Source organism: Devosia sp., assembly GCF_025809055.1.
In the GTDB taxonomy this organism is placed as follows: Bacteria; Pseudomonadota; Alphaproteobacteria; order Rhizobiales; family Devosiaceae; genus Devosia.
This window is the reverse complement of sequence record NZ_CP075529.1, coordinates 39,384-51,621: the sequence shown is the minus strand read 5'-3', so window position 1 is coordinate 51,621 and position 12,238 is coordinate 39,384. Positions and strand designations below refer to the sequence as shown.

The following is a 12,238-nucleotide window of genomic DNA, read 5'->3' as shown; positions in this document are numbered from 1 at the left end:
CAGCACCGCGTCGGGCAAGCTGCACCGGTCAGCCTGCCGGCAGCTCCAGCACGGCCCGCACGCCCGGCGCATTGTCCTCGACCCGAAAGGTGCCGCCATGAAGGCGCGCCACGGCATTGACCAGCGCCAGTCCCAGCCCGGACCCTGGCTCGGAACGACTCTTTTCCAGGCGCACAAAGCGCTCGAGCACGCGCTGCCGGTCTGCCTCTGGGATACCCGGCCCGTTATCGGCGATGGCAATGACGATCTTGTCCGCCTGCCGCGACAGCTCGATCCGGATGCGGCCGGTGCTCCCGTCTTCCGGACGCGCATATTTGACGGCATTTTCAAGCAGGTTGACCATGGCCTGACCGATGAGTTCGCGGTTGGCCCGCATGGAGATACCCAGGGCAATATCGCTGGTGACGTCGATCCCCGCATCTTCGGCGACCGGGCCATAGAGTTCTGCGACATCGGCCACGACGGTGCTGATATCGACAGCGGCGAGTGCCCCCGAGGGTGCCCCCGCCTCGGCCCGGGCGATCATCAAGAGGGCATTGAAGGTGCGGATCAGCCGGTCGCTTTCGGTGATCACGGTTTCCAGCGCCTGCTCACGCGTTTCGGTGCTGGCTGAATCGCGCAGGGCAGCCTCGGCCTGGTTTCGCAGCCGCGTCAGCGGGGTCTTGAGATCATGCGCGACATTGTCGGTGACCTCCTTGAGGCCCTGCAGCAACTTTTCGATCCGGTCGAGCATGGCATTGAGATTGGTGGCGAGGCCGTCGAACTCGTCATTGCGCCTTGTTACGGGCACCCGCTCGGAAAGGTTGCCCGACATGATCTTGGTGGAGGTATCGCGAATTGTGTCGATGCGGCGCAGCACGCGCCGGGCCGTAATGCCGCCGGCGAGGATCGAGAACAGCAGAATACCGACGACGCCGACCAGAAAGCTCTGCAGGATGATCGCCGAATAGCCGCGCCGCTCCACCACGTCCCGGCCCACGACCAGCCGCATACCATTGGCCAGTTCAACCGAGCGCACCACGGCCACGCCCACCTTGCCCGGCCGCCCTGGATTGTCGTCGCCCGAGAACAGGTTCGGCCGGTCATAATCGAAGCTATAGACACCCGGCGTAATCAGCACCTCGGCCGGAACATCGGGCACATTGCCCAAAAGATATTGACCCGCGGCGTCTCCGAGAAAATAGATGCCGGGACCGGGCTGGGTGGACAGGCGATTGACGGCAAAAGCCAGAGCCCGGATTCCCTGCCCGGCTTCGATGCGCTCGAACTGGCGCACTTCCCGGTCGATATCGTCGGTCTGCTGGCGCTGGATCTGCACGCTCGACTGCCAGCCGATGAACGCCATCAGCAGCACCGAAAACAGGATGAAAATGGCGATGAAGGTCGCCGTCAGCCGGACGGTGGAGGTCCGCCAAACCTGCGCAAACCGGGTCACGGACTATTCCCGGATCATGTAGCCGGCGCCGCGCACGGTATGCAGCAATGGGGACGCGTGCCCCTTGTCGATCTTGGAGCGCAGGCGGGACATGTGGACGTCGATGACATTGGTCTGGGGGTCGAAGTGATAGTCCCAGACATTTTCCAACAGCATGGTGCGGGTCACCACCTTGCCGGCATTCTTCATGAGATATTCGAGCAGCCGGAACTCGCGCGGCTGCAGCAGAATGACTTCGCCGTCCCGTTCGACCTTGCGGCTCAACCGATCCAGCGAGAGGCCGGAAACCGAATAGCTCGTGGCCGCTTCGGCGGGGCTTGAGCGGCGCGCGAGCACTTCGACGCGGGCCAGCAATTCGGTGAAGGCATAGGGCTTGGTGAGGTAGTCGTCGCCGCCGGCGCGCAATCCGGTGACCCGGTCGTCGACCTCGCCAAGCGCGGACAGGATGAGCACAGGCGTCTTGTCGTCTTCGGCCCGCAGGCTTTCCACGATGCTGAGACCATCCCGGCGCGGCAACATGCGATCAACGATCAGCACGTCGTAGTCCATGCCCGATGCCATGGCGTAGCCGGTTTCGCCATCGGCCGCGTGGTGGGTGACGTGCCCGGCCTCGTCAAGCGCCTGGATGAGATAGCTGGCCGCCTCGCGATCGTCCTCAATCAACAGAATTTTCACGGGGGGCGCACTCCGGACAGAGACCGGCCCCGGACTATTCCGGGGCCGGCAGGGTTTTATTCGGTGATCGGCAGGCCCACGAAGCGGGCTTCGCCGTTGCGGCTCACCTTGACCAGGGCCGTATTGAGCCCCTTTTCCTTGACCGCCGCAATCGCCTGATCGAAATCGCCGGGGGCGCTCATGGCCTGGTTATCGACTTCGAGAATGACGTCGCCGGTTGCCAGGCCACGCGAGGCGGCATCGCTGTCGGGCTCGACATTCTGGATCAGCAGGCCACCCGAGCCGTCACCGTTGGGCACGAGGGTAAGACCCATGCTGGTGGTGGCTTCCGGGAGGGGAGCCGGCGGAGTGGGCTGGTCGGGCGTCGGCGCCTGGGCTTCTTCGTTGAGCTGGGCCAACTGCACCGAAACCGTGGTTTCAGCGCCGTCGCGCCAGATGGTCAGCTCGACCGTCGAATCCGGGGCCTTGCTGGCAATGGTGCGGCTGAGATCGAGCGCATCGTCGATCTGCTCGCCATCAACCTTGACGATGATATCGCCGGACTGGACGCCGGCAGCACCGGCAGGACCGTCCTCGGTCGGTTCCCGAACGATGGCGCCGCGGGCATTGGGCAGGCCAACACTATCGGCAATATCGCGGCTCACATCCTGGATGGACACGCCGAGATAACCACGGGTCACGGTCCCGTCGCTGATCAGCTGATCGACGATCTGCTGCACCGTGCGGGCCGGAATGGCGAAGGCGATGCCGACATTGCCGCCATTGGGCGAGTAGATCGCGGTATTGACGCCAACCACTTCACCATTGGTGTTGAAGGCCGGACCACCGGAATTGCCGGTGTTCACCGCGGCGTCGATCTGCAGGAAGTCGCCATAGTTCGAGCCGCCGATATCGCGACCGGCACCCGAGATCACGCCAACCGTGACGGTGCCGCCCAGGCCGAACGGATTGCCGACGGCAACCACCCAGTCGCCAACGCGGCTGGCTTCCTGCTCGAAGGTCACGAAAGGCAGGTCTTCGCCATCGATCTTGAGCACGGCCAGGTCGGTGCGCTCGTCGGTGCCGACGATCTCGGCCACGCGTTCGGTACCGTCGTCGAAGACCACGGTCACCTTGGTGGCGTCTTCGACCACGTGGTTATTGGTGACGACATAGCCATCGGCGGAAATGATGAAGCCGGAGCCGGCTGCCATGAACTGGCGGGGACGGTTCTGGCCACCCTGGCCACCTTGCCCGCCGGGGCCGAACTCATTGCCGAACTGGTCGAAGAAGTCCCGGAAGGGATGGTCTTCGGGCAGGTCGGGGAAATTGAACTGGAAGTTGAAATCACGGCCGCCGCGCTGGACGGTGTTGTTGGCGGGAGCCTCGGCCTCGACAAGGATGGACACCACGGCTGGCTTGACGGCGTCAACGAGGTCGGCAAAGCCCTGCTGAACAGTAGTCTGCGGCACCACGATCTGGGCGGCATTCTGCACCTGGGCATTGGCAGCCTGGCCGGTCAGCACAAAGGCGGTGGAAACACTGCCCGCGCCGACCAGAAGCGCCAGGGCGGAGGCGCCTAACCAGCGGCGGGTGCGTGAGAGAACGGTCGAACGCATAGGGACGAATCTCCTTCGTAGTAAGCTCTCAACAGCTTGTGCCGCTAGATATGGACCCCCTCGCCTTTCCGCCAAGTTGCACCAACATTAAGCTTTGGCAATGTTGCAGGCAGGATTGCGGCAGCGCGCTGCAGGATCAGTCGCGTTCGAGATTTGCCAGGGCTGCCTGCTCTTCGGCCGTCAGTTCGGCCGGCGCCTGCACGGTCTTCCGACGCCGCGCCAGAACGATCCAGCCGATACCACCTATCAGAAGCACCGGCGCGGCAATCCACAGGATCAGGGTATGGCCACTGAGACGCGGATTGAGCAGGACGTATTCGCCATAGCGGTCGACGACATATTGCTCGACCTCTTTGTCGGTGTCCCCGGCCACCAGCCGCTCGCGCACCAGAATGCGCAGATCGCGGGCGAGGTCGGCATCGCTGTCGTCAATGGACTGGTTCTGGCACACCAGACACCGAAGGCCCGATGAAATGGCGCGGGCCCGCTGTTCGAGGGCCGCATCGGGCAGGATTTCATCCGGCCCGACGGCATGGACGGGCAAACCCATCAGCAGCAGGGCAGCAAGGACAAGACGCAGGTTCACCGGGCCCCTCCCGCTTGCAGCCGCGCGCGTTGCGGCGCCCCGAACCGCAGCCGCCGGTCGGACAGGGAGAGAATGCCGGCACCGGCCATCACCAGGCACCCAAGCCAGATCAGCAGAATGTACGGCTTGTGCCAGACGCGGAGGACGTGGGTGTCGTCCAGCGGCTCGCCGAGCTGCAGATAGAGTTGGGAGAGACCATAGGTCTGGATGGCCGCTTCAGTGGTCGGCATGCCGCTGGCCACATAGGTCCGCCGCTCGGCTTCAAGCCTGGCATTGCCCGCGCCCGGCGCCGACACCGTGAACACACCGGTATCGGCGACATAGTTGGGGCCGGCGACCTGTTCGAAACTGTCAAAGGCAATCGTGTAGCCAGCCAGTTCCGCCGTTTCTCCGGGATTGAGCGTTGTTACCAGCTCGGTTTCCCACGCGGTCACCGAGACAATGCCCAGAACGGTCAGGCCCACGCCAAGGTGGCCAAGGGCTGTCGACCAGATGCTGCGTGGCAGCCCGGCGAGACGCCGCACGCTCTCGGCCAAGGGGATGCGGCCGAGCCGGCTGCGCTCGATCAGCTCGGCCACCGATCCGAAGGTGACCCAGAAGCCGAGCAGCAGCCCCAGTGGCGCCAGCGAAACCGACACGCCGCCAAGGGCCGAAACGAGGATTGTGACGAAGACGGCCAGTGCCGCCATGCCCATCAGCCGCTGTCCGGCAGCGACCATGTCGCCCCGCTTCCATGGCAGGAGCGGCCCGAACGGCAGCACCAGCAGCAGCGGCGCCATCAGGGCCCCGAAGGTGAAATCGAAAAACGGCGCGCCCACCGATATCGTGGTTCCCGTCAGTGCATCCAGAACCAGCGGGTAAAGCGTGCCCACCAGCACGGCGCCGACGGCCGTCGCCAGGAACAGGTTGTTGAGGATCAAGGCCCCTTCGCGGCTGATCGGCGCAAACAGGCCGCCCTGCCGCAGGGCGGGCGAGCGGATGGCGAAGAGCAGAAAGGCGCCACCGATCAACAGGGCCAGGATGGTCAGGATGACGAGGCCGCGCGTCGGGTCGCTGGCAAATGTGTGCACCGAAGTCAGAATGCCCGAGCGCACCAGGAACGTGCCGAGCAGAGACAGGGAAAAGGTGATGATGGCCAAAAAGATCGTCCAGATCTTGAGCGCATTGCGCTTTTCCATGACCAGGGCCGAATGCAGCAGGGCGGTCCCGGCCAGCCAGGGCATGAAGCTGGCATTCTCCACCGGGTCCCAGAACCACCAGCCGCCCCAACCCAGTTCGTAATAGGCCCAGTAGGAACCCATGGCGATGCCCAGGGTCAGGAACACCCAGCTCAGCATGGTCCAGGGCCGCACCCAGCGGGCCCAGGCCTGGTCGATCCGGCCGGAGACCAGCGCCGCAACGGCAAATGAGAAGCAGATCGAGAACCCAACATAGCCCGCATAGAGCAGCGGCGGATGAATGGCGAGGCCGATATCCTGCAGGACCGGATTGAGGTCTGCCCCTTCCAGCGGCGGCTGCGCCAGCCGCGCAAACGGATTGGAGGTGAAGATCGTAAAGCCCGCAAAGGCTGCCGTCAGCAGGCTCTGGCTACCCAGCACCAGGCTGGTGAGATCGGACGGCAGCGATCGGGCGAAAACCGCCGCCAGGGCACCAAAGAGCACGAGGATGAGTATCCAGAGCAGCATGGAGCCTTCGTGATTGCCCCAGACGCCGGAAATCTTGAAGATCAGGGGTTTGAGGGAATGCGAATTGTTGGCGACAAGGGCAACGCTGAAGTCGGACACGACAAAGGCCTGTACCAGCGCCGCAAAAGCCAGCGCCACCAGCACGAACTGCAGGATGGCCGACTGGCGCATGGCAGCCGAAAGGGCTTCGCCGCGCCGCCACAAGGCCAGTCCCGCTACGGCCGAAACCGATGCTATGGCGAAGGACAGAATGAGCGCAAAGTGCCCGAGTTCGATTGTCACTGCGCGCCGCCCTCCGGCCGCCACTCGCCCTGCGCCTTGAGCGCATCGACGACTTCCTTGGGAATGTAATTCTCGTCGTGCTTGGCCAGCACATTGGTGGCCGTGAAGGCGCCGCCTTCTCCCATGGTTCCCTCGGCCACCACCCCCTGACCCTCACGGAACAGATCGGGCAGGATGCCGGCATAGTGGGCGATTATTTCCGCCCCGCCATCGGTGATGGTGAAGGTGTTATCCTGGCCCTGGCGCGTCCACGAGCCGTCCTTCACCAGCCCGCCGAGGCGGATCGGCTGACCCGGTTCGACTGCGCGCGCCAGCACGTCGCTGGGCGCATAGAAGAACACGATCTGGTCGCGCAGTGCGGTCAGCACGAGAGCAGCGGCAATGGCCAGCACAACGCCGAGCCCGGCGATGATGGCGATGCGCTTCTGCTTGCGGCTCATGCCCTTGCGGCGCGTGGGAGCGGGCGTGGTCATGGCGTGTCTCCCTCAAGGGTCAGGCCGGCGCCCAGGGCAATGGTGTCGAGTTCGCCCCGGTCAAATGCATTGGGATAGGCCGATATCGCCGACGAATAGGCGTTCTGTGCCAGCTCCAGGTCTCCCAGGACAAGATAGGAGCGTACCAATTGGGTCCATTCCTCGATAGTGCCGCCATCGCTCTCAAGGCGCGACGCCAGCCCACCGACCATCCCGGCGATCATCTCCTGCTGCTGCTGGGCGGCGAGGTCGACGCCACCGGCTTCGGCCACGGCAAGCCCCTGCTGGGCTGCGGCCAGCCAGGGCTCGTCGCCCTCGGACTGTTCGAGCGCCTCGCGCCAGCGGACGGCCGCTTCATCATATTCGCCCTGTCGCATCAATTCGGCCGCGAGATAAAGGCGTGGCCGGATCTGCGCCTCATCGGCGTCGGCGGCCGATGCGAGCAGCGTCATGGCCTCGTCGGAGCCTATGCCCCCCGCGTCCAATAGCAGGGCCTCCGCCAGGTCGGTTTGCAGGTCCGGCGTTGCACCCGAGAGAGCGATCATGCGCCGATAGGCGTGCGCCGCGTCGGCAAAGCGCCCCATCTCGACATAGGCCGGCGCAACCACTGTCCAGCCGCGCAGATCGTCGGGAAACTGAGCCAGGCGCTGCTCGATCTGCGCTATGGCATCCTCGAGGTTCATGTTCTGGGCGACGATTTCGGGCCGGCTGCTCAATGGCATGGCCGGCGCATCGGGGCTGCCCAGCACCGCATAAAGGCCAAGGCTGGACGTCGCTATTGCCCCGACGCCCAGGAGCACCGGCAGCCGCCCGAGGGTCCGGAAGCCGGCCTTGTCCGTTTCGGCATTCGCCCGCATGACCTCGCGCGCCAGTTCGCCGCGTGCCGCCAGAGCCTGCGTTTCGTCCAGCCGGCCATTGGCGAGATCGGCGTCGATATCGGCCAGCAATTGGCGGAAATGGCTGTTGGCATTGGTGGATTGAGGCGAAGTCGCGTTGACCGGCCGCCCGGCAGCCGCGTAAAACAACGCGGCGCAGGCAAGAGCGGTAACGGCAATGGCTATCGACCAGAAAATCATGGGCCCCAGGCGCTTGCATGCCAGACGTGACGAGGCGTCGCCCTCTATAAGCACAATACGGCAAAAAGCCATCATTTCCCCCTCCGTGCGAAGGGACGCATTGCCACAGGGGCCGGACGTCGCGGGTCAAAGGGTCGCATGACGGATCCGGTTGCCGATCATGTGGTTTTTGGAGCCAGCGCCATGGCGCGGCTGCTCGCGGGCCTCTTGGCGCAGGATCACGGCCGCACGGTCATCCATGTCGGGCAAAGCCGCTCCGCCTACCGCCTCCCCCGCCAGCTCGATCTGTCAGTGGCGCCGGTCACGCGCCCACAGACCTGGTCCATGCTGGAATCCGGCGTCCCCGAAACAGTGCGCCTGCTGACGCGGATCGGTGCGCGCAGGGCCCTGCAGCGGGTGGACCCGCTGTTCTTTGCCGAGGGCCATGCCGCCGGCGAAGCGCTGTCCCATATCCGGCACATGGCCAGCGGGTTTGGCGTCACCGTCGAGCCTGTACCGACCTCTTTGTTGGGGTCGTCGCGCTCCGGCGTGGTGCTGCGCGATGCGCTACTGCTCAATCAACCGCTGCTCGAGGCGCGCCTTGATGACTGGCTTCAGCGCAGCGGCGTCATTTCCCTGGCGCCCGACAGGGTCTCAATTGCCAGCGATGGCGCCGCCACGCTGGAAACCGGCCCCGAACAGGTTCTGGCCCGCCATGCCATTCTGGCCGACGCAGAAGCCATCATCTCCTGGTTGCCGCTGCGCCAATGGTCCCCATTGCTGCGGCGGGAAACCGGCTCGACCATTCTGACCGCCCCGGTTCGGCCACTGGCTGCGGCCCTGATGCTCGAAATCCAGTCGGGCACCACGCTCCATCAGCAGCCCGACGGCGGCATCGTAGCCATGGGCGGTGGTGGCCTCTCGCACTTCTCGGGTCACTTGCAGGCATTGCTGGGTCCGCAACGACAGGTCGAGCAGGCCGGGCAAACCGCCTATCAACGCCTCTCTACGCTGGACGGCGCACCCGCTTTCGGGCGCGCGGCCGGGGCGGGCGCCGATGTCGTCGTCGGCATGGACGGCTACGGAATCTTCCTTGCGCCGGCCCTGGCGCGCTGGATGGCGTCGAAGGCGACCCCGGCGGAGCAGGATTGGCTCGGCGCCCATCTGGTGACGCGCTCCAGCAAGTCTGCCCAGGTCGCCGAATACGCGCCGCAGGGAGTGGGCGCATGAGGGCGCAGGCCAATCGCCTGGACCAGGAATGCCGGCACCTCGGCGGCGTCGAACTCGATCGCGCGCGGCCGGTCAGGTTCCGGCTCGATGGCCGCATTGTTCAAGGTTTTTCCGGGGACAGCGTCTTATCGGCGCTTCTGGCCTCGGGCATCGATACGCTCGGACATCATCTGGGCGCGCAGGTGGGCCTGCGGGCCTCGGCGGCGCCCGCCATCAGTTTTGCCAGCCTTGCGCGCGACCCGCAGCGCGCTTTGCCGATGACCCGGACGCCGGCCATTGACGGCGCCGAGTTCGTCACCTTGGGCGGCAGGCGGAGCAGCGCCATCAAGCGCCTGTTCCAGCCGGGCCGCACGCTTGGCCTTGAACTCGACGATCCCGCTGCTCTGCAGCGACCATGGCGGGAAGTCCCGGCCGTGCCGCTTGAGCAGGCCGACCTTGTCGTGGTTGGCGGCGGGGTAGCAGGCATGTCGGCAGCCCTGGCCGCCGCCCGCGCGGGTCTCAAGGTCATCATTGTGGACATGCAGGCGCGTCTGGGCGGGCAGTCTGGCCTGTTCGGCACGCAGGAGGGCGAGGACAGCCCCGAAGAGAGCATGGAGCGGCTGTCCCGTGCGGTCCGCGACAACGATGCGATCAGCGTGATCCTGCGCGCCGAGGTCTTCGCCCTGCGGTCAGGCCGGGTGCGCCTGCATCAGGTGGAAGACGTCGATGGCAGTGCGCGCGGCCGCGTTCTGGATATTGACACAGGCCGCATCGTGCTCGCCACAGGCTCGCGCGAACGCCTTCCGGTCTTCGCCGGCAATCGCCTGCCCGGAGTGGTTGGAGCGCTCGAGGCGTATGAGCTGGCTCACCGTTTCGGTGTCTGGCCGGGGACATCGGCAATCCTGGCCACGGCGAGCAACGTCGCCTATCGCCTGTCCATCCTGGCAAGCGATGCCGGGGTGGAGTTTACCCGCCTGCTCGATAGCCGCCCCCTGCCAAATTCCCGCTTCATCGCCTTCACCCGCGCCTTCGGCCTCCGCCAGACGACCGAGGCTTTCCCGGTTTCGGCAGACGGCACCAAGGCCGGCGGACGTCTCAACATCACCATGTCCGGCGGGGTCGACACCAGCCTGACCACGCAGCGCATCATTGTCTGTGGCGGCTGGCAGCCCGACCTGACGCTCTGGCACGTGGCCGGCGGCCATAGCCAGTGGCAACCGGCCCGCCACCGTCTTGTCCCGATCGGCTCGTGCGAGGGCATCGCCATGGCCGGAAGCGCGGCGGGTATCCTCACGCGACAGGGCTGCATCCAGAGCGGCGCGGATGCGATCGACCTGATGCTGGGGCGGGAGCGCAAGGGGGTCGAGGATCCGGTCATCGACCCGATCCACGAAACACCCGATGCGGCCCTGCCGGTTTCGGCCGAACTGGCCGACGCCAATCCGGCCTATCTCGATGACGGGGTCGGCATGCTGGTTCGTCCCGCGCCGGTCAAGCCGCGCTGGACCGACAAATTGCGGCGACGCGAGCCGCGGGGCGTGCGGGCCCTGTCCGAGACGCCGCGACCGCTGGCGATCACGGAAGTTGCGGCCGGCGTCGAACTGGGTCTCATTCCCGCCGCGGCCGCCGGCATCGTCGCCCAGGAGCGCATCGCGCTCGTGCCCCTTGCCGAGGAAGACGACCTTGCACCCGACCCCGCGCCGGTGGCGGCCGATTCAGTGCCAGACTATCTGCATGGCCGTTTTGGGCCCGGTTCAAGGCTGGTCCGATTGACCCTTGGCGAAGCCAGGCGTCTCGATCCGGGAATGCTGGTCTATCGCAGTTCCGATGTTGCCGACCCGGCCCGCGCGATCGGGGTCGTGCTGCGCGTGACCGAGGCCGGCCCGGTCGCGCTGATGGCCGAGGCGGCCATCACGGCAGGGCTGGCCGTCACCATTCGCGAACCCGGCCGCACCACCCCGGCCCGCATCACAACTCTCTGAGCTTAACCCCGGCGTTCTGCGGCGAGGCGCGCCCGGCGCAGCGTGTCGGCATATTCGGTGTTGAACCGCACCTGCGCCATGGTGATGGCCGCGTCGAGCCGCGCACCGGTATGCACGTCATCCGGGTCTTTGCGAAGCAGGTCGAGATTGCGTTGAATATGCAGTTCCAGCGCCTGCGCCGACTGGCTCCAGGCCTGGTCGAAAATCGCGTTGAGCGCCAGCGAGTCCCGGCAATCGCGCACGGCGGCCAGGAGGTAGATGCCGTTGATCGCCGCCAGGATGTGATCGTTATCGACCCGGTCCGCGCCCTCGCGCGGGCGGCGCATGGCGATATTGAGATCGGTCACGACTTCCTTGAGCCGCGGCTCGACCCGGTCCGATACCAGCTTGGTGATCGCCGACAGCGCTGCCGTCGAGCGGCTGTTGCGCGGAAACTCGACATAGCCCGTCAGCGCTCGGATCAGCCGGTGGAACCGGTCGAGACTGCGGCAGACCAGATCGATATCGGCGAAGGGTCCGCCGAGCTTGAGTACATGGATCTGGTTCTGGGCATGGGCCAGGAACGCGTCGATCATCGGACCGAGCCCTGTCCGTTGAATGGCGCCTTCGGTGGCATTGCCCGACAAGCGGATCGCCGCCGTGACCAGTCGCGTCGGATTGGCCACCTGTCCGACGGCCGCATGAAAGACAATGGCCGCCAGGTTGGCATCCTGAAGCGGCATGGATTGCAAGGCTGCCGGCAGGCCCGCGTCCTCGGCCATGGCGTTGACGGCCCGGCCAAAACCCTGCGCCTTGGCCAGGACGGCCCGGTGCCGCAGGGCAAACAATATCGTGCTAACTTCGCTGCGCGCGTCGTCCCGGCCGATCTGTGCCCGCAGGCGCCGCTGCGCTTCGGTGTCGGTATCGGCCTTTTCCAGCGCGGCTTTCATCGCCGGGAGCAATTGCGGCAGAACGCGCTCCAGTTCGGCCGCCGTCTCGACGGCGGTGATACCGGCATCGGCAAGGCCGGGCAACACATCCCGCTTTACCCAGGTCCAAACCGCCAGTGCCGCCGTGCGGCTGACCGAACCGGCAAAGACGTGCACGACCGGCTCCTCGACCAGGAGGGGATCGATCAGGCCAAGAAAGGGCGAGCCCGCGGCGGAGCCGCTGGCCTGCCGGCTAACCGGGGTCTGGATTGCCGTGATGTGGGCGGTCTGGTTCATTTGGTCTGGGGCCGTCCGATAGTTCAGACGACCCTAGAACCTCTTGGTAAACA

General features: G+C 65.8%; 10 protein-coding genes. 2 read left to right on the top strand and 8 right to left on the bottom strand.

Annotated elements, in window-relative coordinates; all coding sequences use genetic code 11:
• Window positions 1-28: 28 nt before the first annotated feature.
• The 7 genes from KIT02_RS00295 to ccmI form a co-directional block, all read right to left on the bottom strand.
• On the bottom strand, window positions 29-1,435 hold the full coding sequence (locus tag KIT02_RS00295; protein ID WP_297580763.1) for an ATP-binding protein: 1,407 nt from the start codon (window positions 1,433-1,435) through the stop codon (window positions 29-31).
• Window positions 1,436-1,438: 3 nt separating this feature from the next.
• On the bottom strand, window positions 1,439-2,110 hold the full coding sequence (locus KIT02_RS00290) for a response regulator transcription factor (protein WP_297580760.1): 672 nt from the start codon (window positions 2,108-2,110) through the stop codon (window positions 1,439-1,441).
• A gap of 56 nt (window positions 2,111-2,166) precedes the next feature.
• Window positions 2,167-3,708 carry a Do family serine endopeptidase gene (locus tag KIT02_RS00285; protein WP_297580758.1) on the bottom strand — a complete coding sequence of 514 codons (1,542 nt, stop codon included), beginning with the start codon at window positions 3,706-3,708 and terminating at the stop codon, window positions 2,167-2,169.
• A 136-nt stretch (window positions 3,709-3,844) separates the two neighbouring features.
• Window positions 3,845-4,288, bottom strand: a complete 444-nt coding sequence (locus KIT02_RS00280; protein WP_297585400.1) for a cytochrome c-type biogenesis protein — start codon at window positions 4,286-4,288, stop codon at window positions 3,845-3,847.
• A 2-nt stretch (window positions 4,289-4,290) separates the two neighbouring features.
• Entirely contained in the window at window positions 4,291-6,261 is a 1,971-nt protein-coding gene (locus KIT02_RS00275) for a heme lyase CcmF/NrfE family subunit (protein WP_297580756.1), read from the bottom strand.
• Window positions 6,258-6,734 carry a cytochrome c maturation protein CcmE gene (ccmE, locus tag KIT02_RS00270; RefSeq protein ID WP_297580754.1) on the bottom strand — a complete coding sequence of 159 codons (477 nt, stop codon included), beginning with the start codon at window positions 6,732-6,734 and terminating at the stop codon, window positions 6,258-6,260. Before ccmE ends, KIT02_RS00275 begins: the two co-directional genes overlap by 4 nt.
• Window positions 6,731-7,810: a c-type cytochrome biogenesis protein CcmI gene (gene ccmI / locus KIT02_RS00265; protein ID WP_297580741.1), complete on the bottom strand. Its 1,080-nt coding sequence runs from the start codon at window positions 7,808-7,810 to the stop codon at window positions 6,731-6,733. Before ccmI ends, ccmE begins: the two co-directional genes overlap by 4 nt.
• 138 nt (window positions 7,811-7,948) lie before the next feature.
• Here ccmI and KIT02_RS00260 point away from each other — a divergent pair, with 138 nt between their 5' ends.
• Both KIT02_RS00260 and KIT02_RS00255 read left to right on the top strand, forming a co-directional pair.
• Window positions 7,949-9,019 (top strand): hypothetical protein, encoded by a 1,071-nt coding sequence (locus tag KIT02_RS00260; RefSeq protein WP_297580739.1) that lies wholly within the window; start codon window positions 7,949-7,951, stop codon window positions 9,017-9,019.
• A complete protein-coding gene (locus tag KIT02_RS00255; protein ID WP_297580737.1) occupies window positions 9,016-10,980 on the top strand; it encodes an FAD-dependent oxidoreductase in 1,965 nt (654 codons plus the stop codon). Before KIT02_RS00260 ends, KIT02_RS00255 begins: the two co-directional genes overlap by 4 nt.
• A 2-nt stretch (window positions 10,981-10,982) precedes the next feature.
• Here the strand turns inward: KIT02_RS00255 and KIT02_RS00250 are convergent, their stop codons facing one another.
• Window positions 10,983-12,185 carry a hypothetical protein gene (locus KIT02_RS00250; RefSeq protein WP_297580734.1) on the bottom strand — a complete coding sequence of 401 codons (1,203 nt, stop codon included), beginning with the start codon at window positions 12,183-12,185 and terminating at the stop codon, window positions 10,983-10,985.
• Window positions 12,186-12,238 lie beyond the last annotated feature (53 nt).